Annotated in this window: 12 protein-coding genes; 7 read left to right on the forward strand and 5 right to left on the reverse strand. The window is 42.7% G+C overall.

Annotated features, from left to right (window positions below; all coding sequences use genetic code 11):
- Positions 1-12: 12 nt before the first annotated feature.
- On the reverse strand, positions 13-1,389 hold the full coding sequence (locus tag TY03_RS10850; protein ID WP_042369986.1) for a sugar porter family MFS transporter: 1,377 nt from the start codon (positions 1,387-1,389) through the stop codon (positions 13-15).
- A gap of 137 nt (positions 1,390-1,526) precedes the next feature.
- Here TY03_RS10850 and TY03_RS10855 point away from each other — a divergent pair, with 137 nt between their 5' ends.
- Entirely contained in the window at positions 1,527-2,423 is an 897-nt protein-coding gene (locus TY03_RS10855) for an AraC family transcriptional regulator (RefSeq protein WP_042369988.1), read from the forward strand.
- 117 nt (positions 2,424-2,540) lie between these two features.
- Here the strand turns inward: TY03_RS10855 and TY03_RS10860 are convergent, their stop codons facing one another.
- Positions 2,541-4,313: a RagB/SusD family nutrient uptake outer membrane protein gene (locus tag TY03_RS10860; protein WP_042369991.1), complete on the reverse strand. Its 1,773-nt coding sequence runs from the start codon at positions 4,311-4,313 to the stop codon at positions 2,541-2,543.
- A 14-nt stretch (positions 4,314-4,327) separates the two neighbouring features.
- Positions 4,328-7,633, reverse strand: a complete 3,306-nt coding sequence (locus TY03_RS10865) for a TonB-dependent receptor (protein ID WP_042369992.1) — start codon at positions 7,631-7,633, stop codon at positions 4,328-4,330.
- A 540-nt stretch (positions 7,634-8,173) separates the two neighbouring features.
- On the opposite strand from TY03_RS10865, the gene TY03_RS10870 reads away from it, so the two are divergent.
- From TY03_RS10870 to TY03_RS10895, 6 genes are all read left to right on the forward strand, one after another.
- Positions 8,174-8,722: an RNA polymerase sigma-70 factor gene (locus TY03_RS10870; protein ID WP_042369993.1), complete on the forward strand. Its 549-nt coding sequence runs from the start codon at positions 8,174-8,176 to the stop codon at positions 8,720-8,722.
- Between the two features lie 170 nt (positions 8,723-8,892).
- The gene (locus TY03_RS10875) at positions 8,893-9,882 is read left to right on the forward strand and encodes a FecR family protein (protein ID WP_042369994.1); all 990 of its coding nucleotides are present in this window, start codon (positions 8,893-8,895) and stop codon (positions 9,880-9,882) included.
- A gap of 168 nt (positions 9,883-10,050) precedes the next feature.
- The gene (locus TY03_RS10880) at positions 10,051-13,383 is read left to right on the forward strand and encodes a TonB-dependent receptor (RefSeq protein WP_081713091.1); all 3,333 of its coding nucleotides are present in this window, start codon (positions 10,051-10,053) and stop codon (positions 13,381-13,383) included.
- Positions 13,384-13,405: 22 nt separating this feature from the next.
- Positions 13,406-15,070: a RagB/SusD family nutrient uptake outer membrane protein gene (locus tag TY03_RS10885; RefSeq protein ID WP_042369996.1), complete on the forward strand. Its 1,665-nt coding sequence runs from the start codon at positions 13,406-13,408 to the stop codon at positions 15,068-15,070.
- Positions 15,071-15,241: 171 nt separating this feature from the next.
- Positions 15,242-16,540, forward strand: coding sequence for a Na+/H+ antiporter NhaC family protein (locus TY03_RS10890; RefSeq protein WP_042369998.1), 1,299 nt, complete (start codon positions 15,242-15,244; stop codon positions 16,538-16,540).
- A gap of 203 nt (positions 16,541-16,743) precedes the next feature.
- Positions 16,744-18,558 (forward strand): helix-turn-helix domain-containing protein, encoded by a 1,815-nt coding sequence (locus TY03_RS10895; RefSeq protein WP_042370000.1) that lies wholly within the window; start codon positions 16,744-16,746, stop codon positions 18,556-18,558.
- A 99-nt stretch (positions 18,559-18,657) separates the two neighbouring features.
- Here TY03_RS10895 and carB read toward each other — a convergent pair whose 3' ends face one another.
- Both carB and carA read right to left on the reverse strand, forming a co-directional pair.
- Positions 18,658-21,909 (reverse strand): carbamoyl-phosphate synthase (glutamine-hydrolyzing) large subunit, encoded by a 3,252-nt coding sequence (gene carB / locus TY03_RS10900; protein WP_042370002.1) that lies wholly within the window; start codon positions 21,907-21,909, stop codon positions 18,658-18,660.
- A gap of 4 nt (positions 21,910-21,913) precedes the next feature.
- Positions 21,914-23,023 (reverse strand): glutamine-hydrolyzing carbamoyl-phosphate synthase small subunit, encoded by a 1,110-nt coding sequence (gene carA / locus TY03_RS10905; RefSeq protein ID WP_042370004.1) that lies wholly within the window; start codon positions 23,021-23,023, stop codon positions 21,914-21,916.
- Positions 23,024-23,041: the final 18 nt, after the last annotated feature.

Consider the following 23,041-nt stretch of genomic DNA (forward strand, 5'->3'; position numbering starts at 1 on the left):
TACTTTATTTTTTTATTTGATTAATTCTTTTTCGAGTTCCTCCAATGTCTTCCCCTTTGTCTCGGGAAGATAAGCGCGTATAAACAGCAGCCCGGCCAAGCAAACACCTCCGTAAATCCAGAAGATACCTGCAGCCCCTATCGCCTCATTGAGCAGTGGGAAGGTATAGGTCAGGATAAAGCAAGCCACCCAGAGAAAGAAGGTGGAAAGAGCCATTGCCATACCTCGTATTTTGACGGGAAAGATTTCGGAGAGTACCACCCAGACTACAGGAGCCAACGACATGGCATAGCAGGCAATAGCCAGTACAACCAATAATAGCATTGGCCAACCGCTCACCCCCAGATAATAACAAGTACCCAGTATGAGGTAGATAGTTGCCAGCCCGGCCGATCCCACACACATGAGTGTGCGGCGTCCCCATTTATCGACCGTATATACTGCCAGAAGCGTGAACACTACATTGATTACACCCGTCACAACGATGTTCATCAATACATCGGAAACAGCATAGCCTGCCGATGAAAATATTTCGTGCGCATAATTAAAGATCACATTGATGCCACACCATTGCTGAAAAACAGCCAACACAATACCAATTATCAACACAAGCCTTACCTGCGGACGGAACAAGGCTTTCCACTCAAACGTATGCTCCTCGGTATTTCCCGTCAGGCGTTTCAATTCATCCAAGGTGCTTTGGGCATATTGCTCGCCCCCTACTCTTTGCAGTGTTTTGCGAGCAGCATCCCAACGCTGAACGGTTGCCAACCAACGCGGACTTTCGGGAATCACAAACGAGAGCCCGAAAAAAAGTCCTGCCGGAATCAGTTCTGCCCAAAACATCCATCGCCAAGCCCACTCCACACTTGTTGCGCTCAACACTTCGGAGCCTTGCGTATAATACTCCCCAATCTGCCAGTTAGCAAGCTGAGCCAAAAGGATACCCAAAACAATAGTCAGTTGATTTAGTGACACAAACTTTCCCCTTACCTTTGCCGGAGACACCTCGGCAATATAAACCGGAGAAATATTGGAAGCGATTCCAATGCCGAGCCCACCTACAATGCGATAAAAGATGAAAGGTGAGATCGTATCGACAGCCCCTGTGCCTATCGAGGAAAGAACAAACAGAAAAGAGGCGATAATCAGCATCTTCTTACGTCCGTACTTATCACTCCACACTCCTGAGAGAAGAGCTCCTACGAGGCAACCGACCAATGCACTGCTCATAGCCCAGCCTCGCAAGGCAGCAGAACCTTCGAGACCGAAGAAGGGTTCATAAAAGATTTTCGCTCCTCCGATCACTACCCAGTCATAACCGAAAAGAAGGCCACCCATGGCTGAAACCATACAGATCAACAACAAGTAGCTTTGTGTTTGTTTCATATCCTATTAGTATTTAAAATAATGTTGCAAAGTAAACCACTCGCAACGCATAAATAAATAGAGAAAACATATAAATAGATGGACAATATTCTTATTTTATCATATCTTTGCAACAATCACATTTAAATCTAATCGAAATGGTAAAACAGAAAGATGGCTTTCATGGCGAACAGGCGTTGATTTTGCCTCCGGCCATTGTACAGCGAATGAAAACCGAGCCAAGCACTTCCCTGCTCTACATTACCGATATCGGATTCTATCCAAAGGCATTCAACCATTTTAGAGAGCGAACAACCGCTATCGAGCAATATATCTTTATTTACTGTACCGAAGGAAAAGGATGGTATAGCCTAGGCGGACAAAAATACAACGTAAACTCCAATCAATACTTCATACTCCCCGCTCATATACCCCACGCTTATGGCTCGGACGAAAAGAATCCATGGACAATATACTGGATTCACTTCAGCGGATCATTGGCTCCTACCTTTTGTACGCCCACTATCTGTCGGCTAACCGAAATTAAGCCCGGTATGCATTCGCGTATTCATTACCGAACCGAACTATTCGAAGAGATATTTCGTATACTGAAGATGGGATATAGTTTGGAGAATCTATCTTATGCCACCTCCGTGTTTCATCATTACTTAGGCTCTTTGCGATACTTACAGCAATACCGGGATGCATCTTCAGATCCTCATCTGCAAGATGATACCGATCCGGTCAATGCCGCCATCTATTATATGAAAGAGAAACTCGACAAAAAGATTACGCTAAACGAATTGGCTGGTTATACCGGCTACTCATCCTCGCATTTCTCCACCCTGTTTTTGCAGCGTACCGGCTATGCTCCCCTACATTATTTCAATCAAATCAAAATTCAGAAAGCATGCCAATTGCTCGACTTCACCGATATGAAAATTAACCAGGTGTGTTATAAAATAGGTATCGAAGATGCCTATTACTTCTCGCGGCTTTTCAGTCAGGTGATGGGCGTTTCTCCGAAAGAATACAGGAGGATAAAGAAAGGGTGATAAAATCCGATTTAGAATACGTTTACTTGCAACGTATGTTACAAATAAAAATCTCCCTGAAACCTTTTACGGTTGTCAGGGAGATCATACCATTTAGCTATTCAAATTATTTATTTATCAATTACTTGTTGGATTTTGAGTTAAAGTACCCGGATAAGAATTAATCGCTTTTTGCGGGATGTAATAGACTACACGAAAATCGGTAGGCAATACTTTCTCCATGGCATTGTGAGGGCCGGGATACAAACGAGTCAATGCTTCTCCGTTGCGGAACACGTCATAACTGCGTTCTGCCTGATACGCTAACTCCAGTTGTCGTTCTTTATCGATTAGCAATCCTGCATTCGTAGCATCAATTGAAGCGTATCCATGACCGGGGATAGAACGCTCACGAATTTTATTCAAATCAAGAAGAGCTTCTCCGTATTTACCTAATTTGGCTAATGCTTCGGCACGATTCAAGTAAATTTCGCCCAAGCGGCTAATAACCGGTGAGTGAAGCTGAGAATCTTCCCCTTCACGCGAACATTTTACGATGTAAAACATCGGATATGCCCGGTTAAGTTTCATGATGTTATCAATAACACCTGTATAGGTCTTTCCATCACTATAGGCAATTGTATAAATTCCCTGAGCCTCATCTTTGGGTTTAATAACGTAATCTTTACGCGTATTCTTATAGCCCTCCCAGCATTTTATAGAGCCATCTGCTTCTTTAATGATTGCGCCTGTTGATTTATCATAATTAAGAGTATCCTGCATGTAGCTAAAATTTGTTTGAGTACCTGCATTATTAACTAAATCTTTGATAAACCGGAACACCTTCTGCTGGTAGTTTTTTCCACTCACAACACCTACATACTGAGGTTCAATAAAAGCTGCACGAGCATCTACCAACTTCTTATTTGCCCAATCATTGCGACCGGTCTCATCGAGCAGAGCAATGTATTTGGCACTGGCATACATTTCACCCCAGCCCATACCACCGATATTCGAATACATACCGCCAACACCATAGTAATGATCGAATCCGGAAAACTCTGAAGCAAGACGTTTTACCACAAAAATCGATTCTTTATTGTTTTCGGGTGTTAGCGTGTTATACTCTTTAAAATCTTCGTAGGGAAGCAACATGTATTTGGTTGATTTAATTACCTTATCAGCATAATCGACAGCTAGTTTTGCGTATTCCACATTAGGCGTTCCATAGGTTCCACTCATAAAAAGATATACACGCGACAGCATGGCCTGAGCCGCTTCTTTGGAAGCAAATGCCGGACCATTGTCCAAGGTCATCAGTTCTTCACCTTTCTTCAAATCATTGATGGCTTGCTCATAAGTGGCTTTTACCGTAGAGCGGTCGGGCAACGAAAGGTTAAGCATATCATCGGGAGTACCGTTTACAATAGGTACACCTAAGTTCTTCTCGGGGTTTTGATAGTAAGGCCGTCCGTAAGCACGACACAAGTAGAAGTACATCATGCCACGCAAGAAGTAACATTCACCTAATTTATGATCAACCTCGGCACTTTGACCTTCATTAATCATCTTAAGAATGTTCGATGATTGCGCAATAACCTTGTAACTATTGTCCCAAAAAGTTTGCAAACGATAGTTATTGGGCGTGCGTGAATACGAGATAAACTCATAAAATGCATCGGTAGAGGTTCCTCGAATCACAATATTGTCTCCGGCATATTCGCCGCAACGGTGCATCACGTCTGCCCAAGCTTTCATTTGTGCATAACAGCCATTCAACAACGATTCCAGTGATCCGTCCGGATCACCTTTTATCTGTTCTGCCGCCATTGAGCCATAAGGCAATCTCTCTATATCGCATGCTGTGAATGAACATGCAGTTGCCAAAAGTAGTATAGCTATTTTCTTCATAATATCATCTGTTTTTAAAATGTAACATTGAGACCAAGCATAAATTTACGAGCAGAAGGATAAACACCCGGGCCTACCGAACCGGTCAGCTTACCATCAATGGGAGTTATCTCAGGATCTACACCGGAATAATCGGTGATGCAGAACAGATTTTCTCCTGCTACATATACGCGTAAGTTCTGAATGTAATATTGAGGCAGAGTCAGGTTGTATCCCAAAGAGATCGATCGTAACTTGAAGAAGCTTCCATCTTCGAGATAACGCGAAGATACCTTGTTCGAGTTGGTGCTGTTATTGTATCTGGCAACCGGGTGTGTAGCCATATCGCCGGGTTTTTCCCATCGGCTCCATCCCTTGGGCAGCTTCATTTGGTTACGGTCGGTATAAGCACCGTCCGAGTCATATTCCTGACGCGAGTAGTTATATATCTTTCCACCTACCGAATAGCCGAAACTTGCATTAAAATCAATGTTCTTATAAGTTAGAGCCGTAGAGAATCCACCATAGAAATCGGGAGTAGAAGCTCCACAAACAACCTGATCTGCTTTCGAATATTCAGAAGTTACTTCGCGAGTGGTTGTTCCGTCTGCTTGTTTCACAGTCATATACCATTGTGGAGCACCATTTTCCGGGTTTACTCCGGCCCATTCTCTCATGTAGTAGCTATCACTGTCCAAGCCCGGTTTCCATAGCTTTTCGGCACTTCCTGCGATATTCAGCACATCTCCTGCAATGATTTGAGGATCTTTTCCATCAACCGGTTCGCCATACAGCTTCTTAATTTCATTGTTGTTCTTACCGAAGTTGAAATCAACGTTCCAGTTCCAGTCTTTGCTTTTAATGATATCAGCTCCCAAAGTCAGCTCCAAACCTGTGTTTTTCAATTCTCCTACGTTTTGCCACAAAGAGGTAACACCGGTCAAGCCCGATACCGGAACGGCATAAAGCAAGTTGCTTGTATTTTTAATATAATAATCGAATGTCAAATACAAACGATCGAAGAATCTTGCATCGACTCCCAGTCCGGTGGTAAGTGTTTTCTCCCACGTAAGTTCTTTGTTTCCGATTTGAGAAATCAAAGCTCCCGGAGTTGCATTATACTTTTGCGATACGGAATAGAGATCATATTGTGGATAAAGGTCGCGCGGACGGTTACCAACCGACCCATAAGAGGCACGTACTTTCAGTAAATTAATCCAGTCAACCTTAAAGAAGTCTTCTTTATGAATATTCCAACCTCCACTTATAGAAAAGAAGTTGCCATACTTGGCATTGGTACCGAAGTTTGAAGCACCGTCGCGGCGAAGAGACAACTGCGCCATGTATTTATTGTCGTAAGCATAATTGGCATTGAAGAGTACGGATTGAACAGCCCACTCGGTGATACTTCCTTTTGTCTTTTCGGGCAAGGCAGTTACGTCAAGTACTTCAAAACCAGGCACGAATCCGGTGGCAGCTATATCTATCACCTTTGTCCAATAATCATTAAACTCATAAGCAACCAATCCATTGACCGAATGCTTGCCAAACAGCTTGTTGAAGCGAAGAATCTGGTTGGTATAGCGGCGAACCATATTGGTTTGATATTCGGTCAAACGGCCTTTAACGCCCGATGCTCCCGAAGAGCGAGGATCGTTGTAGCCACTTGAGAAGAGTCCTTGCCATTTATAGTTGTTAATGGAAGAGAAGGTCAACCAGTCGGTCAATTTGATATCAAAGTCTAAGTTACCCATGAATTCGTAGGTAGTCGAAGTTGACTTATTCCATTGTAAATCGTACACGTAGTTGGTGCTGTTACTATTGACCCATGTTTTAGAATAGTGACCTACAATATTTCCATTTTCATCGTAAGGATTATCCCACGGGAACATTGAATACATCGCTGTCGTTGAGTATTGTTTGTCTTCGATATCCCTGCGAGATCCGGCCAATGAGGGTTTTATTGTCAGCCAATTACCCAATTTATAATCCGTTTTATAGCGGAAATTGTAACGGGTGTAATTATATCCCTTAACAGAACCTGTTTCGTCATATACACCTACAGATAAGAATGATTTTAATTTCTCATTACCTCCGGAGATAGCAATGTTGTAGTCTTGAGTGACTCCCGTTGTTGTAGCCAAATCCCACCAACTAAAATCGCTATTACGCAGTTCCTCATTCCAACGTGGGAAAATGATCTCTTCAGAATTGGCAAACGATTTATAATAATCGTACAATTCGGCGCCATTCATTACTTCAAGGTTACCGTTGTTTAGATTACTGATACCCGTTTTTAATGAGGCACTTACCGTCATTTTTTCTGCTTTCGCGCTTTTTGTGGTTACCAAGATAACACCATTTGCACCTTGCGATCCATAAATAGCCGTAGAAGCAGCATCTTTCAATACCGTCATTGTTTCCACATCGGCAGGGTTCAATGCACCTGCTCCCGAGCCTACAATAACCCCATCGATCACCCATAAAGGATCTGTGCTACCATTGATAGTCGACTTACCGCGAATAACAATAGCTGCTTCGGCTCCCGGCTGTCCCGATCCCGGGGCAACAAAAACGCCCGGTGCTTTACCATTCAGCATATTTGTAACAGACGGACTGGTGATGTCTTTGAGTTTCTCACTTTTGAGTGTTTGCATGGAGCCGGTCAAACTCTCTTTACGTTGTGTACTATAACCAACTACTACGACCTCGTCTAATGTCTTGGTGTCTTCTTTCATCACCACATTGTAAACACTTACTTCGGGCTTAATGGTAATAACCTGAGGCGTAAAGCCAATGTAGCTCACCTGTAGTTCTTTGCCGGATACGGTCAAGGTAAACTCGCCATCAATATTGGTTATCGTTCCATTGCTGGCAACACCTTTCTCAATGACGGAAGCACCAATAATCGGTTCTCCGAAATTATCTTTCACCACACCGGAAATTTTTTGTTGCTTCTGTTGCTGGTTGGCTGTAACCGTTTGTGCACTAGTTGTGCTAGCTACAGAAACGACAATTTGATTTTCGACAATTCTGTACGTGTATCCCGAATTGTCAAACACCTGCTTTAGGGCTGTTTCTAAAGGAGCATCTTTTACATCAATAGATACTCTCTTCGTTAATTTCACCTGATTGTCGTTATAGAAAAGAGTATATCCACTCTGTTTCTCTATCTCTTGAAGAACGACCTGAATAGGCACATTGTTTCTCTTAAGAGATACTTTGAGAACTTGCGCAAAAGCGCTAACAGGTATCATACATACCAGCGAGATAGCCAATACGTACGCTAACTGCTTTTTGAGTTGCTGTGTATTAAACATTCGCAAATTGCATTTTTTCATAAATACGATTAATTATTAGATTGTAATTCAGTGAATTATAGACGGTTCGTTTTCATAACAAATACCGCCCGGTTAACAAAGTTTTTTTATTTCATTTTGCCATCATTTAGTTTAACATGTTATTATATAAGGTTCATTTTTGATGTTATCTAAGTTCTTTTAGAACTAACTACGGCATAAACGGAATAAAACTCATATAACTTAATGTCAGATTACCTGAAACTTACCTGCTATTTATTAGGAAACTTATCTGTTTTTTCTTTCTACAAATTAGTTGTCGGCATACAAGCCGATAATAGTCGTGTTGTAATGCGACAATCATCGGCTTGCATGCCGACAATGGTCGGCTTATAAGGCGACAATGAAAACTAACTAAGAAAAAATATTAAACTTTAGGAAAAGCGAACTTATGTTTAGGAAAAAGAAGAATTAGAATACCTATCTCTTCCGAAAAAGACTAAATACAATCTACTTTAGCAAGTTTTTTGTATTAATCAAAATTAATTTGTAAGTTTGCATCTCTTCAGAACGATAGTCTATATGGATGAACGAACGCTAGTCTTACAATTGAAAGAAGGAAATGAAAACGCATTTACCACCCTATACCAAACCTATTGGGCAAAAGTGTATAATTTCTCTCGTCTATATTTAACATCTTCGTCAGAGATAGAAGAGGTAGTACAAGATGTTTTTGTAAAGGTATGGGAGGCGCGAATTTTCATAAAAGAAAATGAAAACTTTAAAGGATTCCTTTTTATCATCACTCGAAACATTATTTTTAATCAGTTTCGTAAAAGCTTCAATGAAAGTGCATATAAATTAGCCGTACTCAAAAGCAGTAGCGAAACCTACGGCATTGAAGAGGAGATGGAAGCCAGCGATTTACAATCATACATCAACAAATTAATTGAAGAATTACCTCCCCGCCAACGGGATGTGTTTCAGATGAGCAGAGACCAACACCTTAGTTATAAAGAGATTGCGCAACAACTCGACATCACGGAGAAGACCGTAGAGCGTCATATCAATGAAGCACTAAAGTTCCTTAGAAAGAATGTGTATTTCTTCTCTTTGTTTCTTTCTATTTAAACGTAAAAAACACTTCAATTGAAGCCAATTACTCGCTTTTCACCATTTATCTATTTTTATATTGTATTATTTTCAAATTTATTTGTATCACCTTTGGGGGGTATGATATAGTGACGTGTATTTATAAATAGACAGGTCAATCAACCGAACTGTCGCAATTAGCGAAAACAATGGAACAACATACGGAAAGATATAAATTATTAGTAAAAAAGTTATTGACAGGACATCTGTCACCCGAAGAACGTGCAGAGCTTAATGCTATGGAGCGCGTCAATAAGGCTATACGGAATGAATGGGAGCAAGCAAGTGACCAATATACCGACAAAGCAAAAGAGACAAAGATTCTACATAAAGTGCTGAGCGAAATCAGACAGGAGAAGCCTGGCCGCTTCAGAAAAGCGGTTACTCGTTATTCCTGGGTGGCTTCGTTGGCATTATTATTAGTGTGTGGAACTTTGTCGACTATCTTACTGACTCGCCCCGATAACAAAGAGTTTATGTACGTAGTTAATTCGGGCAGGCAATCAATGGACTCCGTACGGTTGCCCGATGGTACATTTGTGATGCTCAATGCAGGGAGTAGACTAACCTATCCCGAATCATTTACGGGAGCCAATAGGGAAGTAACACTTTCCGGACAAGCATTTTTTCATGTGCAGAAAGATACCGAACATCCGTTTATCGTTAAGACGAAAGGGCTTGATGTAACCGCTTTGGGTACTTCGTTTGAAGTATTTAGTTTTGATAACGATAAAAATGTAGAGGCTATTCTGCTCAATGGCAAAGTAAAAGTTCAAACAAAGAGTGTGACAGATGCCAAGGTAACAGGAGAATATGTACTGAACCCGAATGAGAAATTGAGTTATGCCGACAACCAGCATGTAAAAATAGAGAAAGTAGATGCTAACTCCTATTCGGCTTGGAGAGTGGGTGGACGACTCTCATTTAAGAACGAAAAGTTATCCATGATTCTACCGAGGCTGGAGAAGTGGTATGGGCAAAAAATCAACTGTTCGCAGAAGGTGGCAGATTACTATAGATTCACGTTCACAGTACGCACAGAGCCACTTGAACTGATATTAAACATCATGTCGCATAGTGCCCCATTAAGCTATAAATTGACCAGTAATGAGGATTACGTTCTAAAAGAACTTAGATAAACAACAAAAATGAACCTTATATAATAACATGTTAAACTAAATGATGGTAAAATGAAATAGAAAAAACCTGTTAACCGGATGACAACCGTTTTAGAAACGAATCATCTATTAATTTACTGAATTGTAATCTAATAATTAATCGTATTTATGAAAAAATGCAATTTTAGAATGTTTAAGACACAACAACTCAAAAAGCAGCTAGCCTATGTATTGGCTATCTCGCTGGTATGTATGATTCCTGTTAGCGCTTTTGCGCAAGTTATCAAAGTATCTCTTCAGAAGAACAATGCACCTATGGAGACCATTCTTCAGGAGATAGAGAAACAAAGTGATTATACTCTTTTTTACAGTGACAACCAAGTGAAGCTGACAAAGAAGATATCTATCAACGTGAAAAATGCACCAATCAACAATGTGCTTGATGAAGTATTTAAAAATTCGGGATACACATATCATATTGTAGATAATCAGATTGTAGTTTCGGCTGCATCTAACAAATCAATGGCTGCACGCTCTGCTCAACAGCAGAAAAAACAACAAGTAAGTGGTGTGATAACAGATGTGACGGGCGAACCGATCATTGGCGCTTCTATCATTGAAAAAGGAGCCTCATCCAACGGAACGATCACTGATCTTGAGGGAAAATTCACACTAACCGTTTCGGGCAATGAACTACAAGTAAGTTATATTGGCTTTATCCCTCAGATTATTACAATCAAAGCCGGCACAACGTCGTATAATGTAGTGATGAAAGAAGATGCCAAGACACTCGATGAAGTTGTCGTAGTGGGTTATGGTACTCAGAAAAAGGCTAACCTTTCGGGATCGGTGGCATCGGTAGATAGCAAAGAGCTTCAAAACAGACCGATTCAAAACTTAACCAACGGTTTGCAAGGTTTGGTACCCGGTGTAACGATTACAGGAACCAATGGTGCTCCGGGTATGGACAATGGTAATATCCGAGTACGTGGTACAGGTACACTCAATACCGCCAGCCCTTACATCCTGATCGATGGCATCGAAGCAGGAACTCTGAACTCGGTCGATCCAAACGACATCGAAAGCATCTCTGTTTTGAAAGATGCAGCTTCGGCCGCTATCTACGGATCAAAGGCATCAAACGGTGTTATCCTGATTACGACCAAACGTGGTAAAACAGGTAAGGCACAAGTTTCATACAGTGGCTACGCAAGCTTTCAAAATGTAACTGATATGGTTGAGAGGTTAAGCTCTGTCGAATATGCTACGATGTATAATGATGCATTGAAAGCGCAAGGAAAGGCTCCCCGATTCGATGATACAGAGATTCAGAAGTTCCGCGACGGCACAGATCCTCTTTACCCAAACACCGATTGGTATGGTTTGGCCTACAAGACAGGAATTCTTCATCGCCACAATGTAAACATCAATGGCGGTACAGAAAGTACCAGATACATGGCCTCGTTGGGTTACTTGAACCAAACCGGTGTGTTGCCCAATGCCGAACGCGAACAGTTTAATGCACGTATGAATCTAGAATCGAAAATAACAAACCGCTTAACAGCACGCATGAACCTGGCATTTATTAAGAATAAATATGCCGAGCCAAGTGCAGCCTATGGTGGTTCAGGCTCCGATCAAGTCATTCGTCAATTAAATCTGGCAGCTCCTTGGATTGTTGCACGACATGAGGATGGTACTTGGGGTACTATCTCCGACGGTAGTCCGATTGCCTGGCTAGATTCGAAGATGAATGTAACGCGTGATAATTACAACTTCACCGGTATGGCCGCTTTGGATTATCAAATTATGGATGGGCTGAAGCTGACACTGAGCGGATCATACGTAAACAACTTACAGAACTATCAGAACTTTCAAAAATTTATTCAGTACAACCCCAATAAGAAATCGGATCCGAATTCACTGGACGAACGTTATTATCGCTGGGATCGTACCAACTATGATGCGTTGTTGAATTATGACAAGAGCTTCGGACAACACAATGTAAAAGGTTTAGCCGGATGGCATACCGAAAAGTATAACTATAGATACCAAAAAGCATATCGCAAAAACTTCCCTAACAATGAACTAACCGATATGAATGCCGGAGATGCTTCGACGCAGAAGAATGAAGGATATACACGCGAATTGGCTATGATTTCATGGTTTGCACGTGTAAACTATGATTATGCAGGAAAATATCTGCTCGAAGCTAACATCCGTTCAGATGCTTCATCTCGTTTTGCCGAAGGCAATCGTTGGGGATATTTCCCTTCCTTCTCGGGTGCATGGCGTCTGAGCGAAGAGGCCTTTATGGAAGGTTCAAGAAACTGGTTGAGCAACCTGAAACTTCGTGCTTCATGGGGACAGTTAGGAAATCAGGATGCATTGGATGATTATTATCCGGCATTGAATACCTATAACTTGAATGCAACATATCCGTTTGGTGGGGCATTGAATTCGGGATATTACCAAAAGGCATACCGTCTGTCTACGATCTCTTGGGAAAAGGCAACTACATGGGGCATTGGTTTAGACTTCTCCTTACTGGGAAATAAAATAGATGGTTCTATCGACTACTATAACCGCAAAACAACCGGTATCATCATGAATGTAGATGTGCCCAGTGAGTTTGCTCTCGATGCGTACAAAGACAATGTGGGTGCAATGAGAAACAGCGGAGTCGAAGTCATCTTGAGTTATAAAGATAAAATCGGTCAGGTAAACTTTGGCGTAACAGGAAACTTTGCTTATAATAAGAATGAAGTTTTAGATCTGGATACTCCTGCAGGTTATATGGATGTATCAGGTGGTTATAGCCAGCGCAATGTGGTAGGCAAAGCGATCAACTCATACTATCTATATCAGGCGGATGGGTTCTTTAATTCGCAAGCCGAAGCTGATGAATTTACGGCTAAATATGGTAATCCGTTTGGTGGTGGCGGCTTCAAGGCTGGTGATATCAGATATGTCGATACCGATAAAAATGGTAAGTTAGATGCCAATGACCGCATTATTGCCAATAGTCCGGAACCAGCCTATACGTTTGGGTTGGCATTGAACGCCGAATGGAAAGGGTTTGACTTATCCATGATGTTCAATGGAGCAGCCAAAGTAGCCCGCTTGTTTGATGCTCATGAAGTATACGGTGCGTTTTCGGGTGATGCGGGACATCCTGCCAGCATTTGGAAAGATGCTTGGACGGAAACAAATCACAACGCCAGCATGCCTCGCATCTATACCGATACCAACTCGCCCAGTAGCTCTCGTCAAGTTCAATCTACATTCTGGCTGCAAAACACCAGCTATGTACGTTTGAAAAACTTACAATTGGGTTATACGCTTCCGAAATCGGTATTGAGCACGTTGGGAGTAAGCAATCTACGCATTTACTATTCGGGAGAGAACGTATTTACATTTGACAGCATGAAGATTAATATTGACCCTGAAGCTACCAGCCAACGTCTATCTTCTTATCCATTGCTTCGCACGCATGCGTTTGGTATCAATATAACATTCTAATTACTATTTAAAATATAAATATATGAAACGATTAAAATCTTATATAATAATGGGAGTGGTAGCCGTGCTGGCTACATCTTGCTCTGATTTTCTAAATACAGCTCCTTATGATGCATTATCTCCTGGCACTACCTGGAAAACGGAGGAAGATGCACAGAAATTTGTTGTTGGCTGTTACGGAGGCGACAATGATCAGGTTCCCGGTTGGGAGGATGGTAGCACGCTTCTTTATTTAGATTGTGCCTCGGACTTTAGCTATAATAATTTCCCGTGGGAAGGTTATACTCCTCTTGGCAATGGTACCTTGACCGCAAGCAATTATGGAACAAGTTTCTATGATTTTAGTGTGATACGGCGTTGCAATACGTTTATGGACAACATTGAGGCTATTCCGTTCAATGATCCGGCTGTAAAGAAGGATTTGATTGCACAAGTTCGTGTGATACGTGCATACCGTTACTTCATCATGAACTGGTATTACGGTGGCGTGCCTATCATCAGCAATTATAGCACGGCCGACGAAGCCAAAGTTCCTCGTAATACGGAGGCAGAGGTAAGAGCGTTTGTAGAAAAAGAATTGGATGAGTCGACTCCCGATTTGAATAAAGCTCCTTCAGCTCGCGGACGCATTGCTCAAGGAACAGCCTTGGCCATCAGAATGCGCGAAGCATTGTATTATGGCGATTGGGCGACTGCCAAAGACAGAGCACAAAAGATAATCAATCTGGGACAATATGATTTGGAGCCCAATTACACCAACTTATTTAATGTCAACGGACAAGACTCTAAAGAAGTCATTGCGGCTGTTCAGTATATCCCCAATGTTAAACCGCTTGGAACCATCGGACAATTGTATAATAATGGAGATGGTGGTTGGTCTTCGATCGTTCCTACACAGAAACTTATCGATGCCTATGAAATGAAGAATGGCTTAACTAAGGAAGAAGCCGGATCGGGCTATGACGCTACTCATCCGTATGCAAACCGTGACCCTCGCTTAGCTTTTAGCGTTCTTTATCCGGGATGCAATTATACCAAAGACGATGGCTCGATAGCTATATTCAATACGCTGGATAAGACAATTAACGGAAGCACGAATCCTAACTACATGACCGCTGCCGATAACTCTTCAAAAACAGGGTTGACATGGGCCAAATACTTGGAGCCGATGAATCAATATACGGATATTTGGGCTTCCAATGCTTGTCCCATAATGTTCCGTTATGCAGAAGTGTTGCTGACATATGCCGAAGCAGAGAATGAATTGACAGGTCCATCGGCAGCTGTTTATCAGAAAATTAATCTTGTGCGCAATCGGGTGAATATGCCCAATGTAGATCAAACCAAATATGGAACGAAAGAGACGTTGCGTGAGTTAATTCGTCGTGAGCGTGGTGTTGAATTTGCAGGTGAAGGTTTACGCCGTGCCGATCTGGTTCGCTGGAAAACGACTGATGGAAAACTATTGGCAGAAAAAGTAATGACCGGTACTTTGGAACGTGTAATGGGTACTGTAAATATGGATAAAAACGTAGATCCTACTCTACGCGCCACAATCAATGTAAATGCTTCGGCTGAAGATAAAAAAGTAGAAGACCGAGTGTTTAAACCACACTTCCGCTACCTGCCTATCCCACAAGGCGATCGGGATAAAAATCCTAAGCTGGAACAAAACACAGGATATTAAAAACGACAATCTACCATTAAGACTTAATTACATTTAAAAGTCGACGAGGATGCTTTATCAATCGAAGCATCCTCGTTTTTTTACTGTTTTTTATCGCCAACCGCTTCCTTCGCACAAAAATACCACCAGTATTGTTATCTTTGCAAGTCTAAATAAATAACAATATCCTCAATGAATAAAGAAATGAGCCCGGTAAAGCTTTCAGGCTGGTTGGCGCTGAGTCCGCTATTTGTTTTTCTATGTCTCTATCTGTTGACATCGATCATTGTCAACGATTTCTATAAAGTGCCTATTGCCGTTGCTTTCTTACTATCCTCGTGTTATGCCATAGCCATTACGCGGGGAGTTAAGCTCGACCAGCGCATCTATCAATTCTCGCTGGGTGCTTCTAATAAAAATATTATGCTCATGGTCTGGATATTTATTTTGGCAGGTGCTTTTGCCCACAGTGCCAAAGAAATGGGAGCCATTGATGCAACTGTTAATTTAACACTTCACATACTGCCCGATAATCTACTACTGGCAGGTATCTTTATTGCAGCTTGTTTTATATCCCTCTCAATCGGTACGAGCGTAGGTACCATTGTTGCACTAACCCCGGTAGCTGTTGGGCTGGCAGAAAAAACAGGTATTGAGCTCCCTTTCATGGTAGCTATCGTAGTGGGTGGTTCGTTCTTTGGTGATAACCTGTCGTTTATTTCGGACACAACGATTGCCTCTACCAAAACGCAAGGTTGTTTAATGCGGGATAAGTTCCGTGTCAACTCGCAAATTGTGGTTCCTGCTGCCATTATCGTATTGGGCGTTTATATTGTACAAGGGTTCTCGGTTACGGCTCCTACACACATGCAAGAGATTGAATGGGTCAAGGTAATTCCTTACCTGATCGTATTGGGAACGGCCATTGCGGGAATGAACGTGATGCTGGTTCTTCTTACGGGTATTGCCAGTACAGCTATTATAGGGCTGGCAACCGGTAGCTTCGGCATATTCGAATGGTTTGGTGCCGTAGGCAATGGTATTGCCGGAATGGGCGACCTTATTATCATTACTTTGCTGGCAGGTGGTATGCTCGAAATAATCCGTTATAACGGAGGTATCGAGTTTATCATTCATAAACTGACACAACATGTCAGCGGTAAGCGCGGAGCCGAATTGAGCATTGCTGCGTTGGTAAGCATCGCCAATCTCTGCACAGCCAACAATACGATTGCCATTATTACAACAGGGCCAATTGCCAGAGACATTGCCAACAAATATCAACTCGACCGCAGAAAAACAGCCAGTATTCTGGATACATTTTCCTGCTTCATACAAGGCATTATTCCCTATGGTGCACAATTGCTCATGGCCGCCGGATTGGCAAACATCTCTCCCATCAGCATCATAGGCAATCTTTATTATCCATTTACGATGGGGGCGTTGGCACTACTAGCCATTCTATTTAGATACCCGAGAAGGTACTCGTAAGAGATTGCGAATCAGATCGAAAACATTTATTGATAAATATTACCCCTATTTTTTGAAAGTTTATACCCAGTGTAAATGTGCGAAAAGTGTTATACTTGCATTGATAAGCTATCATAAAAGCCAGATTTTATTGTAATAAAAACATGGGAATGCATAGCTATCTTTATGAAAATAAACAGTCTAACCATTAACCTATTGATTACATGAAACTATTATTAATGTTTTCGCAACTCTTCGCACTGAACACACTATTTCATCAGTCATTTTTCTGTTTGCAAATTTACAGTTCATTAGAAATTGATACAATCGTATCAGATCTGCAAGTAGCCTCCATCCTCCTATCCTTATTCACACAATCTACGATATCGTGGTTATATCCTATTGAGGTTATTATTCTGGTTCTATTTAGCTTCATGATGCAATGGATTATATACAATAAAGGACACGGTTTACGAGACAAGATGGAACCCTTGCTCAATGTCGTCCAGAAAGCACAACTTTCAGTAAAAGAAAAACAAGTATTATTAGAAGAGGGAGTTTCGAGGCTATTTTCGGACGAGTTGTACACAAGCAAAAAGCAACCCACCGAAAACAAACATCGTGTCATTGACTATTACAATCATGTGATGGCATTCGATCACATAAAGAAAAAAACCTATCCGGCCACCCTAACGATTGAGTTTGAACTTTGCACCTATATCCTATCGATTATGAACCAATGTAGGCAATACGCCGATGACCGACAGATAAAGCTGAACATCAGCAAGAACTTCGGATACATCAGTTGCCATATTAATGAAACTGCCATGAGCGCGGCTTTGCTGTGTCTTCTCAATAAAATAATAGAAACGACACCGCAAGAGGGACAAATACACATCACCGTGTCTCATTTTGATAAATATTGGCACTTGCAAATAACCAATCATCCCCAATACAAAAGAGAAAACAACAAGCAAAAAGTAGAGATTCTCTCATCCATTTTTATCTCTTTATGCGGAAGTCTGCGAACAATAAAACAAATCATTCATTTACACGGTGGAAAGATCGTTATAGACAAACGCAGGCGAACACTTACAATCCTGATTATCGTTCCGATAAACTGCCATCAAAATAGTCCTAAACAACGTGGAACAAATGGAGCTGTGCAGAAAAGAGATAAAACAACTTATCCAAGTCAAGGAAACGGAAGCGAGCCTATAAAAACAACTCCTGAAGCGGATAAGTCTCCCCATATTCTATTGATAATGGGCGATAAGGCACTGAACGATTACCTTTATAATACCCTATCGACTCTTTTTCGGATGAACACTCTCAGCAAGGTTGAGCAACTTTCTCTTTCTCCGGAAATCGGTACTCCGGACGCAATCATTATTGACGAATCGATCAATAAGCTACATGGGGATAAGCTTTGTTCCAAGATAGAGTTGGGTCTCGGGATGTCATATATACCGATCATTTTATTATTGAGCAGCAATGAGAGTGAAACTCATGATGCGCATACGGGCTATGAGGCGGATAAATTAACATTGAGAGCGATCAATATCAGTAAACTCAAATCAGATATTTGGATGCTCATAAACAATCACACGGCTCAACTCGAACGAATCAAAAAGCGAATGGTAAAGAACACGTCAGCAGATCTATTTGGCAAAACAGTGCAAAGCGATCCCACAATCATGTTCATGGATAGAGTAGAAAAACTATTGGAAAAAAACCTGGCAACTGAAGGGTATACAGTGGAACTATTGAGTGCAGACATGGGAATGAGCCGCACACGATTTTATAACAAGATGAAAGAGATCACCGGAAAGCCGCCTATGTACTATATGTTCTCTTACAAAATGAATAAAGCGAAAGGACTATTGATTGCTCAGGAATATAATATCACAGAAATAGCCATGCTATTGGGTTATTGTGATGCTAAATATTTCGGAAAGAAATTCAGAGAGTATTATCACGTTTCGCCAACAAGATACATTCGAGAAGTGATGGAGAAAACAGATGAAAGTGCCAAATAGAAAAAGCTATTAATCATAACCGTCTGGGGGTATAATTAAAATAGGTCGTTACTTCGTATGTAGTAACGACCTATTTTAATAAATAAGCAAGGGGGGTATTTACTTATACTCTTCCCAGCTCTTGATAGAGATATCGTCGATGCTCATCGTGCAGAAAGCGTGAATGAAAGCACTAGCCAAACGAGCATTGGTAATCAACGGAATATTCAGGTCGATGGCTGCCCGACGGATTTTATATCCATTGGTCAACTCACCTGCCGAAAGATTCTTCGGGATGTTTACCACCATGTCTATTTGCTTCTCGTGCAACATATCGAGTGCCTGTGGCTTGCCGCTTTCGCTAGGCCAGTACACCAATGTACATTCGATACCATTCTCAACCAACGCTTTGTATGTACCTCCGGTAGCAAACAGGCTATAGCCTTTGTCTACCAACATGCGGGCAGCAGCCATCATATCGACCTTTTGCTTAGGCGTACCCGTAGAGAGTAGAATGTTCTTTTTAGGAATACGGTAACCAACCGAAAGCATTGATTTAAGTACTGCACACGAGGTATCGTCGCCAATACAACCTACCTCGCCGGTAGATGCCATATCTACACCCAGCACAGGGTCGGCCTTTTGCAAACGACTAAAAGAGAATTGCGAAGCCTTGATACCGACATAGTCCAGATCGAATAGGTTCTTCGATGGTTTCTCGACAGGTAGACCAAGCATCACCTTGGTGGCCAACTCGATAAAGTTGATCTTAAGCACTTTGCTCACAAAGGGGAACGAGCGAGAGGCACGTAGATTACACTCAATCACTTTGATATCGTTCTCGCGAGCCAGGTACTGTATGTTAAACGGACCGGAGATATTAAGTTCCTTGGCAATCTCGCGACTGATACGTTTGATACGACGAACCGTTTCGACATAGAGTTTCTGCGGAGGGAACTGAATAGTGGCATCACCCGAATGTACACCTGCAAACTCAATATGTTCGGAGATGGCATAGGCTACAATCTCACCGTTGCAGGCTACTGCGTCCATTTCTACTTCTTTGGCGTGTTCGATAAACTGGCTCACCACCACCGGGTGTTTCTTAGAAACATTGGCAGCAAGTTGCAAGAAGCGTTCCAACTCTTCCTGGTTGGAACATACATTCATAGCGGCACCACTCAATACGTATGAGGGACGAACCAGTACAGGAAATCCTACCTCTTCGACAAACTCATTGATATCCGACAATGAAGTCAACTCACGCCAGCGAGGCTGATCGACTCCGATACGATCGAGCATAGCCGAGAACTTCTCGCGGTCTTCGGCATTGTCAATACTCTTGGCAGTCGTACCCAAGATAGGCACTTGTTGATGATCGAGGCGTAAAGCCAAGTTGTTAGGTATCTGTCCACCGGTCGATACAATGACACCGTGCGGATTCTCCAGTTCGAGGATATCCATCACACGCTCAAAGGTAAGTTCGTCAAAGTACAAACGATCGCACATATCATAGTCGGTCGATACTGTTTCGGGGTTGTAGTTGATCATCACCGAGCGGAAGCCCTCCTTGCGGATAGTCTCCAATGCCTGCACACCACACCAGTCAAACTCTACCGACGAACCGATACGGTAAGCACCCGAGCCGAGTACCACGATGGAACGATGATCGCCCAGATAGGTAACATCATTGGTCACACCGCTGTAGGTAAGGTATAGGTAGTTGGTCTGTGCGGGAAACTCTCCTGCCAGCGTATCAATCTGCTTCACAACAGGCACAATACCGAGTTTCTTACGATAAGCACGTACCTGCAAAAGAGCTGCTTCCATATCGTTGTCGAAACCCAGAGCGCGTGCTATCTGGAAGTCAGAGAAACCTTGTCGTTTCGCTTTGCCAAGCAGTTCGCTACTTAGCTGTTCGGTAGCAATGGCCGATGATTCGTCCGAAGCAGCACTACTCTTAGCGAGCTGCTCCAGCTCTTCGGCTGTATCGACAATGTTCATCAGCTTTTGCAGGAACCATTTGTCAATCTTGGTCAGGTCGTGTATCTGATCAATGGTATATCCGGCACGGAAGGCTTTCGATATCACGAAAATACGTTTATCGGTAGGCTCGCGCAGTGCCTTATCTACATCTTCAATAACGAGTTCTTTGTTGGCAACGAAACCGTGCATACCTTGTCCGATCATACGCAGACCTTTCTGAATAGCTTCTTCGAACGTGCGCCCAATGGCCATTACCTCGCCTACCGACTTCATCGATGAACCCAGTTCCTTATCTACACCGTGAAACTTGCCTAAGTCCCAACGGGGTATTTTACACACCACATAGTCGAGTGCCGGTTCAAAGAAGGCCGTAGTGGTTTTCGTTACCGAATTCTTAAGGTCGAACAGTCCGTAACCCAATCCGAGTTTGGCAGCAACAAAGGCCAGCGGATAACCGGTAGCTTTCGAAGCCAAAGCAGACGAACGGCTCAAACGAGCGTTAACCTCAATCACCCGATAGTCTTCACTTTCGGGATCGAATGCATATTGTACGTTACATTCGCCTACGATACCGATGTGGCGGATGATACGAATGGCAAGTTCGCGCAATTTATGATATTCGGCATTGGTCAATGTTTGCGAAGGGGCGATCACAATACTTTCGCCTGTATGGATACCCAATGGGTCGAAGTTCTCCATGTTACACACGGTGATGCAGTTGTCGAAACGGTCGCGTACCACCTCGTATTCCACTTCTTTCCATCCACGCAATGATTTCTCGACAAGTACCTGAGGAGAGAAGGCAAAAGCCTTTTCGACCAATATATTGAGTTCGGCTTCGTTGTCACAGAAACCGGATCCAAGTCCACCGAGAGCATAAGCTGCACGCACAATAACCGGATAACCCAGTTCTGCAGCAGCACGACGAGCATCCTTCAGGTTCTCTACAGCCTCGCTCTGAATGGTCTTCACATCAATCTCGTTGAGCTTGTTCACAAACAGCTCGCGGTCTTCGGTGTCGATAATGGCTTGTACAGGTGTACCCAATACACGTACATTGTATTTTTCAAGCGTTCCTTCACGATACAAGGCGACTCCACAGTTCAGTGCCGTTTGTCCGCCAAAAGCAAGCATGATGCCGTCGGGCTTCTCCTTCTGAATCACCTTCTCAACAAAGTAAGGAGTAACGGGAAGGAAATAAATCTGATCGGCCACTCCTTCGGATGTTTGAACCGTAGCAATGTTGGGATTGATCAAAATGGTTTCAATACCTTCTTCTTTGAGGGCTTTGAGGGCTTGAGAACCTGAATAGTCAAACTCACCTGCTTCACCAATCTTGAGAGCACCCGAGCCCAATAGAAGTACTTTCTTTATATTATCTTTCATGCTATTATTTACGAATTAATGAAACAAACTCATCGAACAGAAACTCTGTATCCGTAGGGCCGCTAGCCGCTTCGGGGTGGAACTGAGCCGAGAACCAAGGATTCTTCTTGTGACGGATACCTTCGTTCGAACCATCGTTCATATTGATGAAGAGTGGCTCCCAGTCGGCACCGAGCGTAGTATTATCTACGGCATAACCGTGGTTCTGCGAAGTGATGAAACAACGATCAGTACCAACCATACGCACGGGCTGATTGTGGCTGCGGTGTCCGTACTTCAGTTTGTAAATCGTTGCTCCTCCAGCTTTCGACAGCAACTGGTTGCCCATACAAATACCAAATATCGGGAGTGATTCATTCGCCATTGCCTTGCGGATGTTCTGCACGGCAGCATCGCAGGTATCAGGATCGCCCGGGCCGTTACTGATGAAAAGAGCATCGAACTCTAGCGTGTTATAGTCATAATCCCAAGGCACACGAATCACCTCAACGTTACGTTTCAGTAGGCAGCGAATAATATTAGCTTTCACACCACAATCTACCAGCACGACTCTTTTGTGCGGTCCGTCGGTTGCCGGAGTATAGGTGATTACTTCTTTGCAACTTACTTTATCCACAAAGTTTACTTCATCATACACAAAGGCTGCATCCGTTGCGGCATCAGCTTTATCGCCCGATACTTCATCATCAAACTCGATGCGTCCCATCATCACTCCATGCTCGCGAAGAACCTTAGTCAATTCACGCGTATCTACCCCCGTAATGCCAGGTATCTGTTCGCGCTTCAACCAATCGCCCAAACTCTCTGCTGCATTCCAATGGCTAAACGCTTCGGAATAGTCACTCACGATAATCGCCTGTGCATGAATACGCTCGCTCTCCATGAACGTAGGCAATCCATTGGACTCGATCGTGAAAGGCGGAACACCATAGTTACCCACCAATGGGTAAGTGAGGGTCATCAATTGCCCGGCATACGAGGGGTCTGTAAGACTCTCCGGATAACCGGTCATGGCGGTATTAAACACTACTTCGCCCGCCACCGGCTTCTCGTAGCCAAACGACTTGCCGCTAAAACGGCTCCCGTCGTTAAGGATTAAAGTTACATTTCGCATCACACTGATTCTATATTA

This window comes from Bacteroides neonati (assembly GCF_000499785.1).
Taxonomy (GTDB): Bacteria; Bacteroidota; Bacteroidia; order Bacteroidales; family Bacteroidaceae; genus Bacteroides; species Bacteroides neonati.